General features: G+C 63.3%; 20 protein-coding genes and 1 pseudogene. 13 read left to right on the forward strand and 8 right to left on the reverse strand.

Features of this window, described 5'->3' with window-relative positions; genetic code table 11:
- Positions 1–324: 324 nt before the first annotated feature.
- Positions 325–1,431: a GlxA family transcriptional regulator gene (locus tag IRZ56_RS05165; RefSeq protein WP_196143936.1), complete on the forward strand. Its 1,107-nt coding sequence runs from the start codon at positions 325–327 to the stop codon at positions 1,429–1,431.
- 136 nt (positions 1,432–1,567) lie between these two features.
- Here IRZ56_RS05165 and IRZ56_RS05170 read toward each other — a convergent pair whose 3' ends face one another.
- From IRZ56_RS05170 to IRZ56_RS05190, 5 genes are all read right to left on the reverse strand, one after another.
- Positions 1,568–1,825 (reverse strand): hypothetical protein, encoded by a 258-nt coding sequence (locus IRZ56_RS05170; protein WP_196143937.1) that lies wholly within the window; start codon positions 1,823–1,825, stop codon positions 1,568–1,570.
- 305 nt (positions 1,826–2,130) lie between these two features.
- Positions 2,131–2,601 carry a thioesterase family protein gene (locus IRZ56_RS05175; RefSeq protein WP_196143938.1) on the reverse strand — a complete coding sequence of 157 codons (471 nt, stop codon included), beginning with the start codon at positions 2,599–2,601 and terminating at the stop codon, positions 2,131–2,133.
- A gap of 10 nt (positions 2,602–2,611) precedes the next feature.
- The gene (locus IRZ56_RS05180; RefSeq protein WP_196143939.1) at positions 2,612–3,577 is read right to left on the reverse strand and encodes an L-carnitine dehydrogenase; all 966 of its coding nucleotides are present in this window, start codon (positions 3,575–3,577) and stop codon (positions 2,612–2,614) included.
- 19 nt (positions 3,578–3,596) lie between these two features.
- Positions 3,597–4,481, reverse strand: a complete 885-nt coding sequence (locus IRZ56_RS05185) for a 3-keto-5-aminohexanoate cleavage protein (protein WP_196143940.1) — start codon at positions 4,479–4,481, stop codon at positions 3,597–3,599.
- 122 nt (positions 4,482–4,603) lie between these two features.
- On the reverse strand, positions 4,604–5,548 hold the full coding sequence (locus IRZ56_RS05190) for a choline ABC transporter substrate-binding protein (RefSeq protein WP_196143941.1): 945 nt from the start codon (positions 5,546–5,548) through the stop codon (positions 4,604–4,606).
- 146 nt (positions 5,549–5,694) lie between these two features.
- Between IRZ56_RS05190 and IRZ56_RS05195 the strand changes: the two genes are divergently transcribed.
- Entirely contained in the window at positions 5,695–6,639 is a 945-nt protein-coding gene (locus IRZ56_RS05195; protein WP_196144016.1) for a GlxA family transcriptional regulator, read from the forward strand.
- Between the two features lie 405 nt (positions 6,640–7,044).
- On the opposite strand, the gene IRZ56_RS05200 is transcribed toward IRZ56_RS05195, so the two are convergent.
- Positions 7,045–7,446, reverse strand: a complete 402-nt coding sequence (locus IRZ56_RS05200) for a lysozyme inhibitor LprI family protein (RefSeq protein WP_196143942.1) — start codon at positions 7,444–7,446, stop codon at positions 7,045–7,047.
- Positions 7,447–7,730: 284 nt separating this feature from the next.
- Between IRZ56_RS05200 and IRZ56_RS05205 the strand changes: the two genes are divergently transcribed.
- The 6 genes from IRZ56_RS05205 to IRZ56_RS05230 all read left to right on the forward strand — a co-directional run bounded on the left by IRZ56_RS05205 (position 7,731) and on the right by IRZ56_RS05230 (position 15,566).
- Positions 7,731–8,708, forward strand: coding sequence for a dipeptidase (locus IRZ56_RS05205; protein WP_084856366.1), 978 nt, complete (start codon positions 7,731–7,733; stop codon positions 8,706–8,708).
- 77 nt (positions 8,709–8,785) lie between these two features.
- Positions 8,786–9,316, forward strand: coding sequence for a DUF5943 domain-containing protein (locus IRZ56_RS05210; protein ID WP_043211077.1), 531 nt, complete (start codon positions 8,786–8,788; stop codon positions 9,314–9,316).
- Positions 9,317–9,331: 15 nt separating this feature from the next.
- Positions 9,332–11,392, forward strand: coding sequence for a dimethylglycine demethylation protein DgcA (gene dgcA, locus IRZ56_RS05215; RefSeq protein WP_196143943.1), 2,061 nt, complete (start codon positions 9,332–9,334; stop codon positions 11,390–11,392).
- 208 nt (positions 11,393–11,600) lie between these two features.
- Positions 11,601–13,553, forward strand: a complete 1,953-nt coding sequence (gene dgcB, locus IRZ56_RS05220; RefSeq protein WP_196143944.1) for a dimethylglycine demethylation protein DgcB — start codon at positions 11,601–11,603, stop codon at positions 13,551–13,553.
- Positions 13,553–14,785, forward strand: coding sequence for an electron transfer flavoprotein subunit alpha/FixB family protein (locus IRZ56_RS05225; protein ID WP_196143945.1), 1,233 nt, complete (start codon positions 13,553–13,555; stop codon positions 14,783–14,785). Before dgcB ends, IRZ56_RS05225 begins: the two co-directional genes overlap by 1 nt.
- A 10-nt stretch (positions 14,786–14,795) precedes the next feature.
- Complete coding sequence (locus tag IRZ56_RS05230; RefSeq protein ID WP_196143946.1) at positions 14,796–15,566, forward strand: electron transfer flavoprotein subunit beta; 771 nt, start codon at positions 14,796–14,798, stop codon at positions 15,564–15,566.
- Positions 15,567–16,239: 673 nt separating this feature from the next.
- Here the strand turns inward: IRZ56_RS05230 and gbcA are convergent.
- Positions 16,240–17,532, reverse strand: a complete 1,293-nt coding sequence (gene gbcA / locus IRZ56_RS05235; protein WP_196143947.1) for a glycine-betaine demethylase subunit GbcA — start codon at positions 17,530–17,532, stop codon at positions 16,240–16,242.
- 293 nt (positions 17,533–17,825) lie between these two features.
- On the opposite strand from gbcA, the gene gbcB reads away from it, so the two are divergent.
- The 5 genes and pseudogenes from gbcB (at position 17,826) to IRZ56_RS23445 (ending at position 21,767) form a co-directional block, all read left to right on the forward strand.
- The gene (gene gbcB, locus IRZ56_RS05240; protein ID WP_196144017.1) at positions 17,826–18,929 is read left to right on the forward strand and encodes a glycine-betaine demethylase subunit GbcB; all 1,104 of its coding nucleotides are present in this window, start codon (positions 17,826–17,828) and stop codon (positions 18,927–18,929) included.
- 250 nt (positions 18,930–19,179) lie between these two features.
- Positions 19,180–19,410 carry a hypothetical protein gene (locus tag IRZ56_RS05245; protein ID WP_196143948.1) on the forward strand — a complete coding sequence of 77 codons (231 nt, stop codon included), beginning with the start codon at positions 19,180–19,182 and terminating at the stop codon, positions 19,408–19,410.
- Entirely contained in the window at positions 19,407–19,709 is a 303-nt protein-coding gene (locus tag IRZ56_RS05250; protein ID WP_196143949.1) for a cell division protein ZapA, read from the forward strand. Before IRZ56_RS05245 ends, IRZ56_RS05250 begins: the two co-directional genes overlap by 4 nt.
- Positions 19,710–19,874: 165 nt before the next feature.
- Positions 19,875–20,903: pseudogene (locus IRZ56_RS23440) on the forward strand (cache domain-containing protein); the annotation flags it as partial.
- A gap of 135 nt (positions 20,904–21,038) precedes the next feature.
- Positions 21,039–21,767 carry a methyl-accepting chemotaxis protein gene (locus IRZ56_RS23445; RefSeq protein WP_419183250.1) on the forward strand — a complete coding sequence of 243 codons (729 nt, stop codon included), beginning with the start codon at positions 21,039–21,041 and terminating at the stop codon, positions 21,765–21,767.
- Between the two features lie 112 nt (positions 21,768–21,879).
- Here IRZ56_RS23445 and IRZ56_RS05260 read toward each other — a convergent pair whose 3' ends face one another.
- Positions 21,880–22,920: a threonine aldolase family protein gene (locus IRZ56_RS05260; protein ID WP_196143951.1), complete on the reverse strand. Its 1,041-nt coding sequence runs from the start codon at positions 22,918–22,920 to the stop codon at positions 21,880–21,882.
- Positions 22,921–22,945 lie beyond the last annotated feature (25 nt).

Raw genomic sequence — 22,945 nt, forward strand, 5'->3', positions numbered from 1 at the left:
GTCGCGTGTCGTTACGCGAAAGGGCATTGTCGGTGACACTTAAGTCTGTCGCTTCTGGGCATCCTTCCCACAAGTGCTACCGAATTGCTCAACCGTTACAGGTAAAGGCGCTGGCTTGCCTGTTTGCGTTCATTCACCGGACCTGAGAGAACACCCGAAAACCGTGCAGCGCGACGTCGTTTTTGGGTTTTTTTGAATAGCCGTTCAATTTCAGGCACGGCGTTTGCGTTGAAGTTGGCAAAGCCCCTGCATTCGAACTGGGGCCATGACAAGAAACAGTGCCTGCCTGAGGCACACCCTGCATTGTGCGAGGAGAAATCCGCGATGACGACCTACACCTCCGGGAATCCGGCCCAGAACCGCACCGCCCCCCAGTCCATCGGGTTTCTCCTGCTGGATAACTTCACTCTCATTTCCCTCGCGTCCGCCGTCGAGCCGCTGCGCATGGCCAACCAGCTGTCCGGTCGCGAGCTGTACCGCTGGCATACCCTGACCGTCGATGGCGGCCAGGTCTGGGCCAGCGATGGCCTGCAAATCACCCCGGATGCGGCGATTCAAAATGCACCGCCCATGGACACGGTGATCGTCTGCGGCGGTGTGGGCATTCAGCGTTCCGTCACCCGTGAACATGTCACCTGGCTGCAGGCCCAGGCCCGTCAGTCGCGCCGCCTGGGTGCGGTGTGCACCGGCAGCTGGGCGCTGGCCTGTGCCGGCCTGCTCGATGGCTTCGATTGCAGCGTGCACTGGGAGTGCCTGGCGGCCATGCAGGAGGCCTTCCCGCGGGTCAACATGAGCACGCGCCTGTTCACCCTCGACCGCAACCGTTTCACCAGCTCCGGCGGCACCGCGCCGCTGGACATGATGCTGCACCTGATCAGCCGCGACCACGGTCGCGAACTGTCGGCGGCGATCTCCGAAATGTTCGTCTACGAGCGTATCCGCAACGAGCAGGACCACCAACGTGTGCCGCTCAAGCACATGCTCGGCACCAACCAGCCGAAGCTGCAGGAGATCGTGGCGCTGATGGAGGCCAACCTGGAAGAGCCGATCGACCTGGACGAACTGGCCGTTTACGTGTCGGTGTCGCGTCGTCAGCTGGAGCGGTTGTTCCAGAAGTACTTGCACTGCTCACCGTCGCGCTATTACCTGAAGCTGCGCCTGATCCGCGCGCGCCAGCTGCTCAAGCAGACGCCCATGTCGATCATCGAGGTGGCCTCGGTGTGTGGCTTTGTCTCCACGCCGCACTTCTCCAAGTGCTACCGCGAATACTTCGGCATTCCGCCGCGTGACGAGCGCGTAGGTTCCAACACCGCGCAGCAGGTGGCGATGATGCCGATCCCGCAGGCAATGGCCCTGACCCCGCACAGCGGCCCGATGGCTTCGCTGAGCCAGGCGCGCAACGAGTCGACGTTCGCCAGCGTAAGGCTCTGAAGCAAACGCATAACCCCTGTGGGAGCGGGCTTGTCCCGCGATTGCGCCTGCAGTAACAGCACTGTTGTTGCTACTGACGCAATCGCGGGACAAGCCCGCTCTCACAGGGTTTTTGTATTCGCTGGAAAAAGGTAGGTCAGGTGCGCTTGTTGAACTGGGCCAATGCCGGCAGCAATTGCTTTTCGATGGCCTGGCGCACGGCCGGGAGGATGGTGGCGCTGCTGGTGTACATCTGTTCGACCATACCCTTGAGGGCCCGCGCATTGGGCTCGGTCAGGCCTCGTACCACCGCCTCGCAAGCCTGCTCGGCCGTGGCGCCTGCCGGCATCTCGAAGCCCAGGGCGCGCAGGTGGCCCAGCAGGTCGTCCTGGTCAATCAAATCCGCATGCATCATGGTTTCTTGTCCTTGTTTGCCGCTGTGATTTACGACCGATTCTGTGTTCATGGCGACACGCCCGCAAGGGCAGAATGTCGCCATGGCCGCTTTGGCTAAGAACAGGTCGTTCCCGGCTAAATCCACCCTGGGGGAAGTCAGCAAACTGAACTCATTCACGGTACGGAGGGCTTGGTCACCCTCACTCGTTAAAGTGGATGTTTGCTCGCTCTTGGCCCCGGATGCTCACGGCTTTCCGGGGTTATTTTTTGCCTGTCGTTCATGCTTTCAGGGCCGCTGCGCAGCAGCCCCGAAGATGGCTGGGATCAGCCCGGCAGCCGCATCACCCGCCCGACGAATTCCGCAGCTGGCAGGTCCTGTTGCTCCGCCACCAACTCCTGCAGCAGCCCCGCGCTGAGCTCGCTGAACGGCGCCGACTTCGGCCCTGCCAGGTCCACGTGCAGCAGCATCTGCTCGCTCGCCGCCAGGGCTTCGTCGAAGCTTGCGCGGTGCAGGCTGTGGTACAGGTGCAGGCGTTTTTTATCGAAACCGATGATCTGCGTCTGCACCCACACCTCGGTGCCAAGCTTCACTTCGTGCAGATAGTTGATGTGCGCCTCAAGGGTGAACAGCGAATTGCCGCTCTGCCCGCGGCTATCCGCATCCAGGCCGATGCGCTCCATCAGCGCATCGGTGGCGAAGCTGAAGATCAGCAGGTAATAGGCATCGCGCAGGTGTCCGTTGTAGTCGACCCAGTCCTCCTGGACTGGGGTGCGGTAGGTGATCAGTGCAGGCATGGTCATCTCCTCAGTCGCCGAAGGCCATGCCGTGGCGTGCCTTGCTGTTCTTCACGGCGTCCAGCACCGCCAGCAGGGTGTCGTCACGGTAGCGCTCCAACGCGGCGATGCTGCGCTCGCCCAGTTGCTCGGCGGTGCCTTCGACCACGTCATCGATCAGCTTGTCGGTGAGCTCCGGTGCCGGCAGGTAGGTCCAGGGCAGTTTCAACGCTGGGCCGAATTGGGCCATGAAGTGGCGCATGCCGGCGTCGCCACCGGCCAGGGTGTAGGTCAGGAAGGTGCCCATGAACGACCAGCGCAGGCCGGCGCCGAAGCGGATCGCATCGTCGATTTCGCCGGTGCTGGCCACGCCGTCGTTGACCAGGTGCAGGGCTTCGCGCCAAAGGGCTTCGAGCAGGCGGTCGGCGATGAAGCCCGGGACTTCCTTGCGCACGTGCAATGGGCGCATGCCCAGGGCGGTGTAGATGGTCTTGGCGGCTTCGATGGCTTCGGGCGCGGTGTTCTGGCCGCCGACGATCTCCACCAACGGCAACAGGTACACCGGGTTGAACGGGTGGCCCACCACACAGCGCTCGGGGTGGGTGGCCGACTCGTAGAACTCGCTGGGCAGCAGGCCCGAGGTGCTGGAGCCGATGATCGCGTTCGGCTTGGCCGCGGCGCTGATCTTGGCGTGCAGGTCGAGCTTCAGGTCCAGGCGCTCGGGAGCGCTTTCCTGGATGAAATCGGCGTCACGCACGCACTCCTCGATGGTGGCCACGAAACGCAGGCGGTCCTGTGCGGCGCCTGGCGCCAGGCCTTGCTTTTCCAAGGCTGGCCAGGCATTGGCGATACGCTTGCGCAAGGCCTGCTCGGCGCCTGGGGCCGGGTCCCAGGCGATGACGTCCAGGCCGTGGGCCAGGGCGCGGGCGACCCAGCCGCTGCCGATCACGCCGCTACCGAGGGCGGCGAAGGTCTTGATCTCGGTGATGAAAGACATGACGATTCTCCAGATGGCTTCAGCGGCGCTTGAGGTTCATTTTTTCGCGGCCTTCGGCCGGGGTCAGTACGCGAGCGCCAAGGCGGGTGATGATCTCCACCGCGCGCTCGACCAATTGGCCGTTGCTGGCCAGCACGCCACGGTCCAAGTACAGGTTGTCTTCCAGGCCGACGCGCACGTTGCCGCCCAGCAGTACGGCCTGGGCTGCCATGGGCATCTGCATGCGACCGATGCCGAAGCCGGCCCAGGTGACGCCAGCAGGCAGGTTGTCGACCATGGCCTTCATGGTGGTGGTGTCGGCCGGTGCACCCCACGGGATGCCCAGGCACAGCTGGAACAGCGGGTCATCCAGCAGGCCTTCCTTCATCATCTGCTTGGCGAACCACAGGTGGCCGGTGTCGAAGATTTCCAGCTCGGCCTTCACGCCCAGTTCGGTGATGCGCTTGGCGCCGGCGCGCAGTTGGCTGGGAGTGGAGACGTAGATGGCATTGCCGTCGCCGAAGTTGAGCGTGCCGCAGTCCAGGGTGCAGATTTCCGGCAGCAGTGCTTCGACGTGGGCCAGGCGCTCCAGTGGGCCGATCAGGTCGGTGCCTGGGCCGAACTCCATGGGTGTCTCGCCCGCGCCGATCTCCAGGTCGCCGCCCATGCCGGCGGTGAGGTTGACGATCACGTCGACGTCAGATTCGCGGATGCGCTCCATGACTTCGCGGTAGAGCGCCACATCGCGGCTGAAACGGCCGGTTTGCGGGTCGCGGACATGGCAGTGGACCACGGTGGCCCCGGCCTTGGCGGCTTCGATGGCGGACTCGGCGATCTGTTTCGGGGTAACTGGGACCAGGTGGCTCTTGGCTACGGTGTCGCCGGCTCCGGTCAGGGCGCAGGTGATGATGACGTCATGGTTCATGGTGGGGTTCCTTTGTTGTCCGTGTTGGCCCTATCGCCGGCAAGCCGGCTCCCGCAGGGTTCGTGGTCAACCCTGGTGAGCACTGTTTCTGTGGGAGCCGGCTTGCCGGCGATGAAGACCTTTCAGTTGGCGGTGAGCTTGATGTTCTCGGCGGCGGGCTTGCCATCGAAGGTGGTCACTCCTTCGAGCCAGCGGGCCTTGTCCTCGGGGTGGTCCTTGAGCCACTGGCGGGCAGATTCCAGCGGGTCCTTGTGGTCGAGCAGCGGCTGCATCATGCGGCTCTCGTCCTCGGCGCTGAAACTCAAGTTGGCCAGCAGGCGGTGGGCATTGGGGCAACGCTGGGCATAGTCAGGCGCGGTGACGGTCCATACCGTGGCGCGGCCTTCGTCAGGGCCCAGGGCGTCCTGGCTGCCGCTCAGATAGACCATGTCGAGGTTGACGTTCATCGGGTGTGGCGCCCAGCCGAAGAACACCACGGCCTGCTTGCGCCGCACGGCGCGGTCGACAGCGGCGAGCATGCCCGCTTCGCTGGACTCGACCAGTTGGAACTTGCCCAGGCCGAACTGGTTCTTGGCGATCATCGCCTTGATCTGGGTATTGGCGCCCGAGCCAGGTTCGATGCCGTAGATCTTGCCGCCCAGCTCCTTCTCGAACTTATGGATGTCGGCGAAGCTCTTCAGGCCCTTGTCGGCCAGATACTTGGGCACCGCCAGGGTGGCGCGGGCGTCTTCCAGGCTGGGTTTGTCGAGGACCTTGACCTGCCCCGCCTGGACGAACGGCGTGATGGTCTGGGTCATGATCGGGTTCCAGTAGCCCAGGAACATGTCCAGGCGCTTGTCGCGGATACCGGCGAAGATGATCTGCTGCGAGGCGCTGGTCTGCTTGGTCTGGTAGCCCAGCCCGTCGAGCAGGACCTGGGCCATGGCGCTGGTGGCGATGACGTCGGTCCAGTTGACCACGCCCAGGCGCACGTCTTTGCACACGGCGGGTTCGGCGGCGAGGAGGGGAGTTGCGAGGGTGCTGCTCAGGGCAAGGGAAAACAGGCTGCGGCGGATGAAGCTGTGCATGGTGGCTCTCCAACGGCAGTGCATATTGTTATTGGGGCCGGCCTCTGCGGGCCGTGAGAACACGCTACGCTGGTGGCAGGGTGGAAATTCGCACCCTGGCGACCAACAATTGCACGGAGGCGACCACTTTTGCCGTGGAGCATGCGATGCCGGAAACCATTCATTTCCTCCTGTTGCCGGGTTTCTCGGCCATGGGCTTCATCAGCGCCCTGGAACCCCTGCGCGTGGCCAACCGGTTCCGCGGGCCGCTGTACCGCTGGCGTGTGCTGAGCCTGGATGGCGGTGCGGTGAAGGCCAGCAATGGCATGTCGGTGAATGCCGATGGAGTACTGGGGGAAGAGGAGGCGGTGCGCATGCTCTTGATCGTCGCAGGGTTCGACCCGCTGGCCTGCTATGGCACGGCGTTGTACCAGGCTCTGCGGCGTCTGGATCATGAGGGCGTGTTACTTGGCGGCATCGATACCGGTGCGATGGTGCTGGCTGAGGCGGGCCTGCTCGACGGCCACCGGGCGACCGTGCATTGGGAAGCCCTGGAGGCGTTCAAGGAGCGCTACCCAAGATTGCAGGCGACTCAGGAGCTGTTCGAGATCGATCGCCGACGCATCACCTGTGCTGGCGGGACCGCGTCCATCGACCTGATGCTCGACCTCATCGGCCAGGGCCATGGCAGCGAGCTGGCGGTGCAGGTGTCGGAGCAGTTCGTGCTTGGACGTATCCGTCCGCGACAGGACCACCAGCGCATGGAGATCGCCAACCGCTATGGTCTTCGCAACAAGAAGCTGGTGCGGGTAATCGGCGAGATGGAGCGCAACACCGAGCAGCCGCTCAATACCGAGGTGCTGGCCGATAGCGTGCAGATCACCCGACGCCAGCTGGAGCGCCTGTTCCGCCTGCACCTGGACGACACACCCAGTGGGTTCTATTTGCGACTGCGCCTGGACAAGGCGCGGCAGCTGTTACGCCAGACCGACATGAGCGTGCTGGAAGTGAGCATCGCCTGCGGCTTCGAGTCGGCGTCGTATTTCACCCGCTGCTACCGGGCGCGGTTCGAGCGCTGCCCGCGGGAGGATCGGATGGCCAGGGCGGTGTGAGGGTGTTGCCTGTAGACCCATCGCCGGCAAGCCGGCTCTCATAGAACAACGCATAACTATTTGAGTTTGCAGGTCCTTTGTGGGAGCGGGCTTGTCCCGCGATTAGGCTGGACCCGATATCACCGTCGCCTGGCAAGGGCTTTGCCCTTGATCGCGGGGCAAGTCGGACCGCCGCACCGCCGCTCCCACAGAGGTACATTGTTCTCTGCGCGACAGCGCAGCCCGGAAGGGCTGGGTGATCTCCCACAGGGGATGGGCGCCAGCCATTTGTTCTTTGCGCGGCAGCGCAGCCCGAAGGGCTGGGGGATCTTCCACAGATCCCTGTCGCATCACCGCTTGCGATAACAGCACAGATCTTGTGGGAGCCGGCTTGCCGGCGATAGGGCCGGTACAAGCAACGCATCCCTACTGTTGGCCGATGGACTGCAGATACTCCGACCGCTCATCGCTACGCTGTGCCAGGCAGGTGTTCCAGGCCGACTCGAACGCCTTTGTGCCAGGCTTCTCGGCAAAGGTCTCGACCTTGCAATCGGCATCGCGCAACTGCGTCCACAAGCGCTGGGCAGCCTCCAGGCGGCTGGTCAGTTGTTGCACCTTGTCGTTTTCGTCCGGGTACTGGTCGGTAACGCGCTGGATGAGATCATCGAAGGCCGCCGCGAGCTCCCGTTCGGCGGTCTGCTTGTTGTAGGCCGCACAGGCATAGCCTTGCGTGTCGTTTTCGACATTGTCGCAGGGTGTGCTTTCGTCCTCGTTGGCCTGGGCGCCGAAGGCCACGGCCGCCAGGACCAGCCATGCCATTGATTTCATCCGTTTTCTCCTCAACAGGCTGTCGAATCGCCGGGATTCTCGCTCAGCCGCGGCCTGCTTGGTAGCTCCTCGATGAAAAGTTCATGGAAGCCGAAAACGGCGGTTGTCGAGACCGCCTCTCATCGCCGTATGGCGCGCCAGAGGGCGCCTTGTCGGCCTTTGACGCTTTCGGCAAACCCCCTGTCGTTTTTGCACCGGGGCGCCTCGGGCCGCAGGCATATGCTGGCCCCAAAGCGCCGGCACAAGGTTTGGCGCGAGCAAACTCAATAAAAGGGGACAGCCTGATGAGCCCAGCCGAATTGCACGCCGACAGCATCGTCATCGACGGTCTGATCATCGCCAAGTGGAACCGCGAACTGTTCGAGGACATGCGCAAAGGTGGCCTCACCGCGGCCAACTGCACGGTGTCGGTCTGGGAAGGCTTCAAGGCGACCGTCGACAACATCGCTTCCAGCCAGAAACTGATCCGCGAGAACAGCGACCTGGTCATGCCGGTGCGCACCACTGCCGATATCCGCAAGGCCAAGGAGCTGGGCAAGACCGGCATCCTGTTCGGCTTCCAGAACGCCCATGCGTTCGAAGACCAGATCGGCTACGTCGAAGTGTTCAAGCAGCTGGGCGTGGGCATTGTGCAGATGTGCTACAACACCCAGAACCTGGTAGGCACCGGCTGCTACGAGCGCGACGGCGGCCTGTCTGGCTTCGGTCGCGAGATCGTCGCCGAGATGAACCGTGTCGGCATCATGTGCGACCTGTCCCACGTCGGTTCCAAGACCAGCGAGGAAGTCATCCTCGAATCGAAGAAGCCGGTCTGCTACTCCCACTGCCTGCCTTCGGGCCTGAAGGAACACCCGCGCAACAAGTCGGACGAAGAGCTGAAGTTCATCGCCGACCACGGCGGTTTCGTCGGCGTGACCATGTTCGCACCGTTCCTGGCCAAGGGCATCGACTCGACCATCGACGACTACGCCGAGGCCATCGAGTACACCATGAACATCGTCGGTGAAGACGCCATCGGTATCGGTACCGACTTCACCCAGGGCCACGGCCAGGACTTCTTCGAGTACCTGACCCATGACAAGGGTTACGCCCGTCGCCTGACCAATTTCGGGAAGATCATCAACCCGCTGGGGATCCGCACTGTCGGCGAATTCCCGAACCTCACCGAGACCTTGCTCAAGCGTGGCCACTCCGAGCGTGTGGTGCGCAAGATCATGGGCGAGAACTGGGTAAACGTCCTCAAGGATGTGTGGGGCGAATAAGCCGCACTCCGAGCCTGAAGGCCCCGGCCAGCAATGCCGGGGCAACCGAACAAAAATTTTTCTGGAGTTGAGTTTCCATGGCCAAGATCGCCCCGCAATTGCCAATCGAAGTCGATACCGAGACCGGTGTATGGACCACTGACGCCCTGCCGATGCTGTACGTGCCGCGTCACTTCTTCGTCAACAACCACATCGGTATCGAGGAAGTGCTGGGCGCTGACGCCTACGCCGAGATCCTCTACAAGGCCGGCTACAAGTCCGCCTGGCACTGGTGCGAAAAAGAAGCCGAATGCCATGGCCTGGAAGGCGTCGCGGTGTTCGAGCACTACATGAAGCGCCTGTCGCAGCGCGGCTGGGGCCTGTTCGAGATCCAGGACATCGACCTGGACAAAGGCACCTGCAGCGTCAAGCTCAAGCACTCTGCATTCGTCTACGTCTATGGCAAGTGCGGCCGCAAGGTCGACTACATGTTCACTGGCTGGTTCGCCGGTGCCATGGACCAGATCCTCGCCGCCCGTGGCAGCTCCATCCGTACCGTTGCCGAGCAGGTCTACGGTGGTTCGGAAGAAGGCCACGACGACGGCCTGTTCATCGTCAAGCCGTTGTAAGTCGGAGTAAGCGACATGGCATTCGAAGCAATGTTCCAGCCGATCCAGATCGGCAAACTGACCATCCGCAACCGCGTGCTCAGCACTGCGCACGCCGAGGTCTACGCCACCGACGGCGGCATGACCACCGAGCGTTACGTCAAGTACTACGAGGAGAAGGCCAAGGGCGGCATCGGCCTGGCCATCTGCGGCGGTTCGTCCGTGGTCGCCATCGACAGCCCGCAGGAGTGGTGGTCGTCGGTGAACCTGTCGACCGACCGGATCATCCCGCACTTCCAGAACCTCGCCGACGCCATGCACAAGCATGGCGCCAAGATCATGATCCAGATTACCCACATGGGCCGTCGCTCGCGTTGGGACGGCTTCAACTGGCCGACCCTGATGTCGCCGTCCGGTATCCGTGAACCCGTTCACCGCGCGACCTGCAAGACCATCGAGGTCGAGGAGATCTGGCGTGTGATCGGCAACTACGCCCAGGCCGCGCGTCGGGCGAAGGAAGGCGGCCTGGACGGCGTCGAGCTGTCGGCTGTGCACCAGCACATGATCGACCAGTTCTGGAGCCCGCGCGTCAACAAGCGTACCGACGAATGGGGCGGTACCTTCGAAGGCCGCATGAAGTTCGGCCTGGAAGTCCTCAAGGCCGTGCGCGCCGAGGTCGGTGACGACTTCTGCGTGGGCATGCGTATCTGTGGCGACGAATTCCACCCCGATGGCCTGAGCCACGAGGACATGAAGCAGATCGCCGCGTACTACGACGCCACCGGCATGCTCGACTTCATCGGCGTGGTCGGTTCGGGTTGCGACACCCACAACACCCTGGCCAACGTCATCCCGAACATGAGCTACCCGCCGGAGCCGTTCCTGCACCTGGCGGCCGGCATCAAGGAAGTGGTCAAGGTCCCGGTGCTGCACGCGCAGAACATCAAGGACCCGAACCAGGCTACCCGTATCCTGGAAGGCGGCTACGTCGACATGGTCGGCATGACCCGCGCGCACATTGCCGACCCGCACCTGATCGCCAAGATCAAGATGGGCCAGGTCGACCAGATCAAGCAGTGCGTCGGTGCCAACTACTGCATCGACCGCCAGTACCAAGGCCTGGACGTACTGTGCATCCAGAACGCCGCGACCTCCCGTGAATACATGGGCGTGCCGCATATCATCGAGAAGACCACCGGGCCTAAGCGCAAGGTGGTGGTGGTCGGTGCCGGCCCCGCCGGCATGGAAGCGGCCCGCGTCGCCGCCGAGCGTGGTCACGACGTGACCCTGTTCGAGAAGAAAGACCAGATCGGTGGGCAGATCACCACGGCCTCCAAGGCACCGCAGCGCGACCAGATCGCCGGTATCACCCGCTGGTACCAGCTGGAGCTGGCACGCCTGAAGGTCGACCTGCGCCTGGGCACCGCTGCCGATGCCGAGACCATCATGGACCTGCGCCCGGATGTCGTGGTGCTGGCGGTGGGCGGTCACCCGTTCGTCGAGCAGAACGAGCACTGGGGCGCCGCCGAAGGGTTGGTGGTCAGCAGCTGGGACGTGCTCGACGGCAAGGTCGCACCGGGCAAGAACGTACTGGTGTACGACACCATCTGCGAATTCACCGGCATGTCGGCCGCGGACTTCCTGGCCGACAAAGGCGCCCAGGTCGAGATCGTCACCGACGATATCAAGCCGGGTGTGGCCATGGGCGGTACCTCCTTCCCGACCTACTACCGTAGCGTCTACCCGAAAGAGGTGATCATGACCGGCGACATGATGCTGGAAAAGGTCTACCGCGAGGGCGACAAGCTGGTAGCAGTGCTGGAGAACGAATACACCGGTGCCAAGGAAGAGCGCGTGGTCGACCAAGTCGTGATCGAAAACGGCGTGCGTCCTGACGAGGCGCTGTACTACGCACTGAAGGATGGTTCGCGCAACAAGGGCCAGATCGACGTCGAGGCGCTGTTCGCCATCAAGCCGCAGCCGATCCTCAGCCAGCCGGGCGAAGGCTACCTGCTGTATCGCATCGGCGACTGCGTGGCCCAGCGTAACGTCCACGCGGCGATCTACGACGCCTTGCGCCTGTGCAAGGACTTCTGATCGCACCGCCTCGCTAGAGGCGGGATTGGCTCCCCTGTAGGAGCGGCCTTGTGCCGCGAAAGGGCTGCACAGCAGCCCCAGCAAGTTTGCAGCACTGCTGGAATGCTGGGGTCGCTTGGCGACCCTTTCGCGGCACAAGGCCGCTCCTACAGGGGTCCGCGCCACCCTCGAGGGCAGCGCAAGAATCCAGCTGTTGTGGGAGCCTCCCATGTTGAACACCCTTCTACCCATCCTGCTGTTCGCTGCCCTTGGCCTGGCGGTGCTCGGCGCCCTGCGCCGGGTGCGCATGTGGCGGCGCGGCCGACCGTCCAAGGTCAACCTGATCGGCGGCCTGCTGGCCATGCCGCGTCGCTACCTGGTGGACCTGCACCATGTGGTCGAGCGCGACAAGTACATGTCCAAGACCCACGTGGCCACTGCCGGCGGCTTCGTGCTGTCGGCCGTGCTGGCGATCCTGGTGCATGGCTTCGGCCTGCAGAGCAAGATCCTTGGCTACGCCCTGCTGGTCGCCACGGTGATCATGTTCAGCGGCGCCATCTTTGTCTTCAAACGTCGCCTGAACCCGCCTGCGCGCCTGTCCAAGGGCCCGTGGATGCGCCTGCCCAAGAGCCTGCTGGTGTTCGCCGCGAGCTTCTTCATCGCGACCCTGCCGGTCGCTGGCATCCTGCCTGAAGGCACCGGTGGCTGGCTGCTGGTGGCCGTGCTGGGCGTCGGTGTGCTATGGGGTGTGTCGGAGCTGTTCTTCGGCATGACCTGGGGCGGCCCGATGAAGCACGCCTTCGCCGGTGCCCTGCACCTGGCCTGGCACCGCCGTGCCGAACGTTTCGGTGGCGGCCGTTCCACCGGCCTCAAGCCGCTGGACCTCGAAGACCCGAACGCGCCCCTGGGCGTGGAAAAGCCGGTGGACTTCACCTGGAACCAGCTGCTGGGCTTCGATGCCTGCGTACAGTGCGGTAAATGTGAAGCCATGTGCCCGGCCTTCGCCGCTGGCCAGCCGTTGAACCCGAAGAAGCTCATCCAGGACATGGTCATTGGCCTGGCAGGCGGTACCGACGCCAAATTCGCCGGCAGCCCCTACCCGGGCAAGCCGATCGGCGAGCACGGCGGCCATCCGCACCAGCCGATCGTCAACGGCCTGGTCGATGCCGAGACCTTGTGGTCGTGCACCACCTGCCGCGCGTGCGTGGAAGAGTGCCCAATGATGATCGAGCACGTCGATGCCATCGTCGACATGCGCCGCCACCTCACCCTGGAAAAGGGCGCGACCCCGAACAAGGGCGCCGAGGTGCTGGACAATCTGATCGCCACCGACAACCCTGGCGGTTTCAACCCGGGTGGCCGGATGAACTGGGCGGCCGACCTCAACCTCAAGCTGCTGTCCGAGGTGAAGAGCACCGAGGTGCTGTTCTGGGTCGGTGACGGCGCCTTCGACATGCGTAACCAGCGTACCCTGCGTTCGTTCGTCAAGGTGCTCAAGGCCTCGGGCGTCGACTTCGCCGTGCTCGGCCTGGAAGAGCGCGACAGCGGCGACGTGGCGCGCCGCCTGGGCGACGAAGCGACCTTCCAGCAACTGGCCAAGCGCAACATCCAGACGCTGAACAAGTACCGCTTCCAGCGCATCGTCACCTGCGACCCGCACAGCTTCCATGTGCTGAAGAACGAATACGGCGCCCTGGGCGGCGAGTACCAGGTGCAGCACCACAGCACCTACATCGCCGAACTGATCGCGGCCAACAAGCTCAACCTGGGCCAGCACAAGGGTGGCAGCGTCACCTACCACGACCCCTGCTACCTGGGCCGCTACAACGGCGAGTACGAAGCACCGCGCGACGTGCTCAAGGCCTTGGGCATCGAAGTACGCGAGATGGAGCGTTCGGGCTTCCGGTCCCGCTGCTGCGGTGGTGGTGGCGGCGCGCCGATCACCGACATTCCGGGCAAGCAGCGTATTCCGGACATGCGCATGGACGATATCCGCCAGACCGAAGCGGAGGTTGTGGCCGTGGGTTGCCCACAGTGCACCGCGATGCTCGAAGGTGTGGTCGAGCCACGCCCATTGATCAAGGACATCGCCGAGCTGGTGGCGGACGTACTGATCGAAGACGACGCGCCTGCGGCGGGAAAGTCGCAAGCGGCTAAACGTGAAACTGCGGAGGTGCACTGATGAGCGACATCATCCGCCGCGACCCACGCGCCGAGTGGATCGCCCGTAACCGTCTGCATCCGCTGCATGCAGCGATGCAGACGCAGCAGACCAGCTGGATGGGCCCCAACGGCATCATCCGCAAGAACCCCCATGCGATCGCCGCGGGCTTCGTCGGCCCCAACGGTATCAAGCGCATCGACCGCAGCGGCGCCCAGCAAGGCACCACAGGTGGCGCACGCCGCACCGCTGCGGCCGAAGTGCAGTTGCCGCTGCACCAGGTCGCGGACCCGGCGTTCTACATCGCCGTGGTTCCGGACATGGTCGGTGGCCGCCTCGGCAGTCATGACCGCGACCTGTTGGGCCTGGCCCACAGCTTGGCGGGCAAAGACGGGGCAGTGCTGGCGATCGTGTTCGGCGAACACAAGGAAAGCAACTTCGCCACCGCTGGTGTCGATCGCCTGTTGGTGATCGAGGGCGAGGCATACGAAGGTTATGCACCGGAGCAACTGGTGCAGGGCCTGCGCGCTGTGGATAACCAGTTCGCGCCGCGCCACTGGCTGCTGCCCGACAGCCGCACCGGTGGCGGCGAACTGGGCCGCCGTTTGGGCGCCGCGCTGGGCGAGCGCCCGGCGACACGCGTCTGGCAGGTCAAGGATGGCCAATGCATCGGCCGCGCCGGTGCTGGCCAGCAAGACCTGCAGCGTGACCTGCCACGCCTGATCCTGGCCGCTGCCGAGTGCTCGGACCCGGTCAGCGAAACTCGCCACGAAGCGTTGCCGGTGGAGTTGTCCACAAACGTTGCGCGCAGCCTGTCGCGCATCGAAGACCTTGGCCCGGTGGCCGTGGACCCGGCTGCCATCGCCATGGCCGAGTCGGAGTTCATCGTCTCCGGCGGCAACGGCGTCAAGGACTGGGACCTTTTCCACAAGGCAGCCGCAGCGCTCGGCGCCACCGAAGGCGCCTCGCGGGTGGCGGTGGACGATGGCTTCATGCCGCGTAACCGCCAGGTCGGTGCCACCGGTACCTGGGTCACGGCGCGCGTCTATGTGGCCGTGGGGATCTCCGGAGCGATCCAGCACCTGCAGGGCATCGGCGCCTGCGACAAGGTGGTGGCGGTGAACATGGACCCAGGCTGCGACATGATCAAGCGGGCCGACCTGTCGGTGATTGGCGACAGTTCGGCAATTCTCCAGGCGTTGATCGAGGCTGTGGACAACTACCGCAGCGCCGGCCAGCGCGACGCGGCATAAGGGCACGAGCATGAGTACGAAAGTCATCAGCCTGGTCTCCATCGGCGCCCACCCTAGCTCCGGCCGTACCCGTCGTGCCGAGCAGGATGCGCGTGCCGTGGAGCTGGGGTTGCAGCTGGCTGGGGATAACTTGCAGGTCGTGCACGCGGGCGACCCGCGTGAAGAGGCCCTGCGGGCCTACCTGGGCATGGGCCTGGACCATATCGATGTGCTGGAGCAGCCTGCCGGCGCCGATGTCCTGGGTGTCCTGGGCGATTACCTGCGCGACGCCGGGGCACAGTTGGTGCTGACCGGCAGCCAGGCGGAAACCGGCGAGGGTTCGGGCATGCTGCCGTTCCTGCTGGCCGAGCGCCTGGGTTGGCCGTTGGTGGTTGGGTTGGCGGAGGTCGAGTCCATCGACAACGGCACTGCCCAGGTCCTGCAGGCATTGCCTCGGGGCCAGCGTCGCCGGTTGAAGGTGCGCCTGCCGCTGCTGGCCACTGTGGATAACGCTGCACCCAAGCCGCGCCAGAGCGCGTTCGGTCCAGCACGCCGGGGTGTGCTGGCGGCGCGTAACGTGGCGATCGTCGAGGATGAACTGCTGGCCGAGTCCGAGCTGCAACCGGCTCGCCCGCGGCCCAAGCGGTTGAAGGTGATCAAGGCCAAGAGCGGTGCCGACCGTATGAAGGCTGCCACGGCCAAGGCCAGTGGTGGAGGCGGCAAGGTGCTCAAGGATGTTTCGCCGCAGGAAGGTGCCGAGGCCATTCTGAAGCTGTTGGTCGAAGAAGGGGTGCTGCGCTAGGCATTCCGACGCTGGGGCCGCTTTGCGGCCCTTTCGCGGCACAAGGCCGCTCCTACAGAGGTTATGCGATCCCTGTAGGAGCGGCCTTGTGCCGCGAAAGGGGCGCGCAGCGGCCCCAATCTTTTACGCACCGAATCTGTTCGCCACCCTGTGGGTAAAGTGTTCACGGTTCGCTGTAGGCCCTGTCATTCCTGGTCTACAGAGCTCTGATCAATAATTGAACAGGCTCTACGTTTCACTTATCCCCTGAACCCTCCTGGACGTTTTCCACAATTGCTGTTGGCGGCCCTGTGGACAAGATGTTCGGTAATCGCTGCAGGCCTCTAAATCAAAGGGATACAGCGACCTGATCAAATAATGACCAGGCCGTTGAGCCCAGCTGCCCGATGGCTTTCCACAAATAGTGTGTGCCAGGTTGTGGATAAAATGTTGGCTTATGGCTCAAGCCCTGTCAGGGTGGGGTGATCAAAAAATGATCAGCGCGCTCCAGGGCGGCAAATGCCAGTGGGTAGCAGGTGCCCTGTCTGAGGGGGAGGTGATGCGTCAATCGCGCGGGCGGCGCTCGATCGAACAGGCGCCGAATCTTTCACGACAAACACTTCGCAAGGCTGACGGCTAAAAAAAAAAGCAGCCCTAGGTCGCCCTGGGCTGCTCTTTTTCAGTCAATAAAGCCTTACTGCGCTTTGACTTCCTTCAGGTACGGTGCCGGCTCTGCGCCCAGGTTCTCGAGCATGCGCTGGCTGTACCAGTCGATGAAGTTGACCACACCGAACTCGTAGGTCTTGGAGTACGGGCCAGGCTGGTAGGCAGTGGAGTTGATGCCGCGCTGGTTCTCTTCGGCCAGGCGACGGTCCTGGTCGTTGGTGGCATCCCAGACCTTGCGCATGTTCTCAGGGTCGTAGTCGACGCCTTCGACCGCATCCTTGTGCACCAGCCACTTGGTGGTGACCATCGACTCCTGGGCGCTGATCGGCCATACGGTGAAGACGATCATGTGGTCGCCCATGCAGTGGTTCCAGGCGTGCGGCAGGTGCAGGATGCGCATCGAGCCCAGGTCAGGGTTCTTGATGCGGCCCATCAGCTTCTTGCACGCCTGCTTGCCGTCCATGGTCATGGACACGGTGCCCTTGAGCAGTGGCATACGCACGATACGGTTACGCAGGCCGTGGCTCTTGTGCAGGTAAGGAATACCTTCTGCTTCCCAGGCAGCAGCGGAAGCGGCTACATGGTCCTTGAACGCCTGGTCGGCACGTGGGTCGTTGGTGTCGTCCCACTCCAGCAGGGTCTTGAGCAGCTCAGGGTGCGAACCGTTGCAGTGGTAACACTCACGGTTGTTTTCCAGCACCAGCTTCCAGTTGGCCTTTTCCATCAAGGTGGTTTGCACCGCCACCTTGGTGTTTTCCATGTCGTACGGTTCCATGTAGTGGTCCAGGGTGGCCAGGAACTCGTCGATGGCAGGCGGGTTCTCCGCCAGGCTGATGAAGATGTAGCCGCCTGCGGTCTTCACGTTGACCGGCTTGAGGCCGTACTTCTTCATGTCGAAGTCGTCGCCCATCTCGGTGCCGGCGAACAGCAGGCGGCCGTCGATCTCGTAGGTCCATTGGTGGTATGGGCAAACCAGCTTGGCGACCTTGCCCTTCTCGCTGGTGCACAGACGCGAGCCGCGGTGACGGCAGACGTTGTGGAAGGCATGAACCTGGCCTTCGGCGCCGCGGATCACGATGATCGGGTTCTTGCCGATCTGCAGGGTCAGGAAGTTGCCCTTGGTCGGGATCTCGCAGGTCATGCCGGCGATCAACCATTCCTTCTGGAAGATCTCCTGCATATCGATCTGGAACAGACGCTCGTCGGTGTAGAAAGGCTGGGGCAGCGAGAAGGTGCGCTCGCGGGTCTGCAGCATTTCGGCGGTTGCCTTGCGTGCTGCTTCCAGTGGATCGCCCAGGCTCAGGGTTGCGGTGACGTCCATCGTTTGGTCCTCAAGGCCGAATGCGGCCGGCGAAAGTGGCTAATCGTTGTTGTGGTTTGCCGCAAGGCTGCTTACAAAAAACAGCGGGTTTATTTGCGGTGGAGTGTGCGTTCGAAGGCGTCACGAACCATATCCATGGGCGACATGGCCGATTCGAATTCCGACGCGCCAGCCCTTGTAATGCGGGGCTGGTCGCGATAAGCACGCCGATGTCGCTGATGGGAATGTACTTCGTCGCCGGCTTGCGCATTATCGGAGCCATCAAGGCCGGTAGTCGGCCGCTGGAGATGAACATGTCCGATACCTTCCTCAATCCGGTCACTACCCAGACCTGGGCCAATGGCCGCCACATCGTGCGCTGCGTCAAGGTCATCCAGGAGACCTGGGACGTGCGCACCTTCTGCTTCATGGCCGACCAGCCGATCATGTTCTTCTTCAAGCCTGGGCAGTTCGTCACCCTGGAGCTCGAGATCGACGGCAAGCAGGTGATGCGTTCCTACACCATCTCCAGCTCGCCATCGGTGCCCTACAGCTTCTCCATCACCGTCAAGCGCGTGCCAGGCGGGCAGGTCTCCAACTGGCTGCACGACAACATGCACGAAGGCTTCGAGCTGGCCGTACATGGTCCGGTGGGCCTGTTCAACGCCATCGATTTCCCGGCGCCGAAAGTGCTGTACCTCTCCGGTGGTGTCGGTATCACCCCTGTGATGTCCATGGCCCGCTGGTTCTACGACACCAACGGCAACGTCGACATGGTCTTCGTGCACAGCGCCCGTTCGCCGAAGGACATCATCTACCACCGCGAGCTGGACCAGATGGCCTCGCGGATCCCCAATTTCAGCCTGCATATCATTTGCGAGAAGCATGGCCTGGGCGAGCCCTGGGCAGGCTACCGCGGTTATCTAAACCAGCGTCTGATGGAGCTGATCGCGCCTGACTATATGGAGCGGGTGGTCTTCTGCTGCGGCCCTACGCCTTACATGAATGCAGTCAAGCGCATGCTCGAGGCAGTCGGCTTCGATATGCGCAACTACCACGAGGAGTCGTTCGGCGCGACCCCGCCGGAAGCCAAGGCCGATGCCGTGGAGCATGCCGAGCAGGCTGCCGAGGCCGCCGAGGAAATGGACGCCGCCGACCTCAACCTGGTGGAGTTCGTCGGCAGCGAGAAGAGCATCCGCATCGCCCCGGGCGAGACCGTGCACGCCGCTGCTGCCAAGGTCGGCCTGATGATTCCGAAAGCGTGCGGTATGGGCATCTGCGGTACCTGCAAGGTGCTCAAGCTCGGTGGCGAAGTGGAAATGGACCATAACGGTGGCATCACCGAGGACGACGAGGCCGAAGGCTACATCCTGTCGTGCTGCAGTGTGCCGAAAGGGGATGTGCGGATCGATTACTGATTCGGGCATTTCCAGGGGCTGCTGTGCAGCCCAATCGCGGGGCAAGCCCGCTTCCACAGCCGGTGTGGGAGCAGGTTTGCCCCTTCGCTTTTTGGGGTGGCGCTTTCTGACCAGCGGTTGACCCAGGTCGGAACAACCCTCGGGTAACCCTGTCAATCTAGGCCAAGTCATTGTTTTCCCATATTTAATGGCGAGGCCGCGCGCTTTTCTTTATCGTGTGCGCCCTTTGCAACAACCCCGAGATAGACGCATGTTGGAAGCTTCCCTGAATCAACTCGAGCAACTGGTCAACGACCTGATGCAAAAGAACGCTCAACTCACCGAGCAGAATGCCGCCCTCGGCCAGGAACTGGCTCAGGCCAAGGAAGAGAACGAGACCCTGCAGCTGTCGCTGATGGAGCAGGAAGAGAAGCACGGCGCCACCGCCGCGCGTATCCAGGCCCTGGTAGAGCGTGCGAGCGCCGGTGTCGTCAACGCATGAGACTGCAAGCGCAGCCGATCAATGTCGTGTCGATCCTCGGCAACGACTATTCGATCAAGGCGCCCCAAGGCCAGGAAGAGACCCTGGCGCAGGCCGTACGGATGCTCAATGCATCCCTGGCTGAAACCAAGCGTCAATACCCGACCCTGATCGGTGACAAGCTGCTGGTGCTGGCAGCCCTGAACCTGTGTTCCAAGCAGATCGAACTGCAACGCGAACACCAGCAGACCCTCGAGCGCACCCAGGCGCAAATCGACGCTACGGTCGATGCCATCGTGCGGACCATCGCCGAACAATAAAACCCGGTCGCCGCTGCCCCGCCCCCATAGAGGGGCGGAGCATTGTCCTGGATCACTGGAATAACTGGATACGTAAGTGTATACACTCTCCCTAAAACAATAATTAACCGGGAGCAGGGCATGCGTATCTGGCGGCGAAGTATCCAATGGCAATTGATCGCGAGCATGGGGGCAGCCTTGCTGGCGAGTATCCTCGTGGTGGTCGCGGTCTATACCGCGGCGGTCAACCGCCTGACCGAACGCTACCTGGTCGACACTGCGTTGCCGGCCAGTATCGAGGCCATCCGCAATGACATCGAGCGTATGCTCGGCCAACCGCTGGTGGCGGCGGCGGATATCGCCGGCAATACGCTCCTGCGGGACTGGTTGGCAGCCGGCGAAGACCCTGCCCAGGCGCCGCGTTTCCTCGAGTACCTCGAAGCCGCCCGGCAGCGCAATCAGGCGTTCACTGCATTGTTCGCGGCCACCGCGACCAACCACTACTACAACGAAAAAGGCCTGGACCGGACCCTCAGCCGCGATAACCCCAAGGACCAGTGGTTCTACCGCTATATCGACAGCGGCGCCGAACGGCTGATCAACATCGACATCGACGGCTCCACCGGCGAGCTTGCATTGTTCATCGACTATCGCGTGGAAAAGGACGGCCAATTGGTCGGCATCGCCGGCATGGGCCTGCGCATGACCGAACTCTCCGAGCGTATTCAGAACTTCAGTTTCGGCGAACATGGTCGGGTATTGCTGGTGCGCAACGACGGCTTGATCCAGGTTCATCCGCAGCATGAATTCAGCGGCAAGCGACAACTGGCCGAGCAGTTCGGCGATGCGGCGAGCCAGGCTGTGCTGGGCGGCGGAGAAGGGCTGCGCAGCGTGCGCTTCAACCGCGACGGCGAGAATTACCTGGCCCTGGGCCTGCCCTTGCGCGACCTGAACTGGACGTTGGTGGCCGAGGTGCCGGAGGAAGAAATCTACGCGCAGATGCACGAGGCCGTATGGCTGACCAGCCTGATCGGTGGTGCGGTGGCGTTGGTTTCACTGTTGCTGGTGGTGCTGCTGGCGCGGGGGCTGGTGCGACCGATCCGTCAGGTGACTTCGGCATTGGTGCAGATCGGAAGCGGGGCGGGCGACCTGAGCCACCGCCTCGACGACACGCGCGAAGACGAGCTCGGTGATCTGGCCCGTGGTTTCAACCGGTTCCTCGACAGCCAGCGTGCGTTGATCGGCGAGGTGCTGCGCACCACCGAACGCCTGCATCGCTCGGTGGAGCAGGTGACGCAGGTGGTGGACAACACCGCCGACCGCTCCGGCCGGCAGCAGGAGATGACCGAGATGGTCGCTACCGCCGTGCATGAAATGGGGCTGACGGTGCAGGATATCGCCCACAACGCTGGCAATGCCGCCCATGCATCGCAGTCGGCCCGCGACGAGGCGCTGCAGGCGCGCGAGGTGGTGCGAGGCTCCATCCACAATATCGAGGGCATGTCCGATGAGATCGGACGAGCGGCCCAGGCGGTGGGTCAGCTGGCCGAGGAAGTCGCCTCGATCGATGAGGTATTGGCGGTGATCCGCAGTATCTCCGAACAGACCAACCTGCTGGCGCTCAATGCGGCCATCGAGGCGGCCCGGGCCGGTGAAATGGGGCGTGGTTTTGCCGTGGTCGCCGATGAGGTGCGTACCCTGGCGCGGCGTACCCAGGTCTCCACCGACGAGGTGCAGCAGATGATCCAGCGCCTCAAGCAAGGAGCCGGCAGTGCTGTGGCGTCGATGCAGGCAGGGCAGCAGGCGACGGGCAGTGGTGTGGAGTCCAGCCAGCGCACTGGCGCGTCGTTGGGGGCGATCACCGACCAGGTGGAACATATCAGTGACATGAACAGCCAGGTGGCGACGGCGACCGAGGAGCAGTCGGCGGTGACCGAGGAGATCAACCGGACGGTACAGGGGATTTCCGACCTGGCGAGGGAGACGGCGGCCGAGGTGCAGGCCTGTCGTGAACAGTGCCAGGCCTTGCGGGGGTTGGCCGATGACCTGGCGCGGCAGATGGGCGGGTTCAAACTTTAGATTGGCGCTGGCTTCATCGCGGGGCAAGCCCGCTCCCACAGGCTCCGAGCAAACCTTGATCTCGAGCCTGCCCGGAGCCTGTGGGAGCGGGCTTGCCCCGCGATGCGGTCGGTCAGGCGCCGACGATGGCGCGTATGTCCGCCGCCAGCTCATGCACCCGGGTTTCTTCGGTATCCCACGAGCACATGAACCGTGCGCCGCCGCTACCGATGAAGGTATAGAAACGCCAGCCCTTGGCCCGCAGTGCTTCCAGCACGGCTTCCGGCATCTGCAGGAACACCCCGTTGGCCTGCACCGGGAACATCAACTCCACCCCCGGCAGATCACCAACCAACGAGGCCAGCAGCTGTGCGCAGTGGTTGGCGTGGCGGCCGTAGCGCAGCCAGGCGCCGTCTTCGAGCAGCCCGACCCAGGGTGCGGAAAGAAAACGCATCTTCGACGCCAGCTGGCCCGCCTGCTTGCAGCGGTAGTCGAAGTCATCGGCCAGGGCGCGGTTGAAGAACAGGATCGCCTCACCCACCGCCATGCCGTTCTTGGTCCCGCCGAAGCACAATACATCCACACCCGCCTTCCAGGTCAGTTCCGCCGGCGTGCAGCCCAGGGAGGCGCAGGCATTGGAGAAACGCGCACCGTCCATATGCAGGTTCAGGCCCAGTTCCTTGCAGGTGGCGCTGATCGCCTTGAGTTCGTCGGGGTTGTACACCGTGCCCACTTCCGTGGCCTGGGTGATGGTCACCACACGTGGCTTGGGGTAGTGGATGTCCTGGCGCTTGAGGGCCACTTCGCGGATCGATTCGGGCGTCAGCTTGCCGTCCACGCTTCGTGCAGTGAGCAATTTGGAGCCGTTGGAGAAGAACTCCGGCGCGCCACATTCGTCGGTCTCGACGTGGGCGGTCTCGGAACAGATGACGCTGTGGTAGCTCTGGCACAGGGAGGCCAGGGCCAGGGAGTTGGCGGCGGTGCCGTTGAAGGCGAAAAACACCTCGCAATCGGTCTCGAACAGCTCGCGGAAGTACTCGGCGGCGCGCTCGGTCCATTGGTCGTCGCCGTAGGCACGTTCATGGCCCTGGTTGGCCTTTTCCATCGCAGCCCAGGCTTCGGGGCAAATGCCGGAATAGTTGTCGCTGGCGAATTGTTGGCTGTTATCGGTCATGACAGCTGTCCTTTATACGACATGG

The sequence above is a fragment of the Pseudomonas guariconensis genome (assembly GCF_015680235.1).
GTDB classification, from domain to species: Bacteria; Pseudomonadota; Gammaproteobacteria; order Pseudomonadales; family Pseudomonadaceae; genus Aquipseudomonas; species Aquipseudomonas guariconensis_A.

Bases quoted from the DNA above. Each gene is read 5' to 3' on its own strand.
- IRZ56_RS05205 (WP_084856366.1), top strand. From the start codon at position 7,731: ATGAGCCCAGCCGAATTGCACGCCGACAGCATCGTCATCGACGGTCTG.
- IRZ56_RS05260 (WP_196143951.1), bottom strand. From the start codon at position 22,920: ATGACCGATAACAGCCAACAATTCGCCAGCGACAACTATTCCGGCATT.
- IRZ56_RS05175 (WP_196143938.1), bottom strand. From the start codon at position 2,601: ATGCCTGCACTGATCACCTACCGCACCCCAGTCCAGGAGGACTGGGTC.
- IRZ56_RS23445 (WP_419183250.1), top strand. From the start codon at position 21,039: ATGGTCGCTACCGCCGTGCATGAAATGGGGCTGACGGTGCAGGATATC.
- dgcA (WP_196143943.1), top strand. From the start codon at position 9,332: ATGGCATTCGAAGCAATGTTCCAGCCGATCCAGATCGGCAAACTGACC.
- gbcB (WP_196144017.1), top strand. From the start codon at position 17,826: ATGTCCGATACCTTCCTCAATCCGGTCACTACCCAGACCTGGGCCAAT.
- IRZ56_RS05250 (WP_196143949.1), top strand. From the start codon at position 19,407: ATGAGACTGCAAGCGCAGCCGATCAATGTCGTGTCGATCCTCGGCAAC.
- IRZ56_RS05200 (WP_196143942.1), bottom strand. From the start codon at position 7,446: ATGAAATCAATGGCATGGCTGGTCCTGGCGGCCGTGGCCTTCGGCGCC.
- IRZ56_RS05195 (WP_196144016.1), top strand. From the start codon at position 5,695: ATGCCGGAAACCATTCATTTCCTCCTGTTGCCGGGTTTCTCGGCCATG.
- IRZ56_RS05225 (WP_196143945.1), top strand. From the start codon at position 13,553: ATGAGCGACATCATCCGCCGCGACCCACGCGCCGAGTGGATCGCCCGT.
- IRZ56_RS05170 (WP_196143937.1), bottom strand. From the start codon at position 1,825: ATGATGCATGCGGATTTGATTGACCAGGACGACCTGCTGGGCCACCTG.
- IRZ56_RS05180 (WP_196143939.1), bottom strand. From the start codon at position 3,577: ATGTCTTTCATCACCGAGATCAAGACCTTCGCCGCCCTCGGTAGCGGC.
- IRZ56_RS05190 (WP_196143941.1), bottom strand. From the start codon at position 5,548: ATGCACAGCTTCATCCGCCGCAGCCTGTTTTCCCTTGCCCTGAGCAGC.
- IRZ56_RS05165 (WP_196143936.1), top strand. From the start codon at position 325: ATGACGACCTACACCTCCGGGAATCCGGCCCAGAACCGCACCGCCCCC.
- IRZ56_RS05210 (WP_043211077.1), top strand. From the start codon at position 8,786: ATGGCCAAGATCGCCCCGCAATTGCCAATCGAAGTCGATACCGAGACC.
- IRZ56_RS05245 (WP_196143948.1), top strand. From the start codon at position 19,180: ATGTTGGAAGCTTCCCTGAATCAACTCGAGCAACTGGTCAACGACCTG.
- dgcB (WP_196143944.1), top strand. From the start codon at position 11,601: ATGTTGAACACCCTTCTACCCATCCTGCTGTTCGCTGCCCTTGGCCTG.
- IRZ56_RS05185 (WP_196143940.1), bottom strand. From the start codon at position 4,481: ATGAACCATGACGTCATCATCACCTGCGCCCTGACCGGAGCCGGCGAC.
- gbcA (WP_196143947.1), bottom strand. From the start codon at position 17,532: ATGGACGTCACCGCAACCCTGAGCCTGGGCGATCCACTGGAAGCAGCA.
- IRZ56_RS05230 (WP_196143946.1), top strand. From the start codon at position 14,796: ATGAGTACGAAAGTCATCAGCCTGGTCTCCATCGGCGCCCACCCTAGC.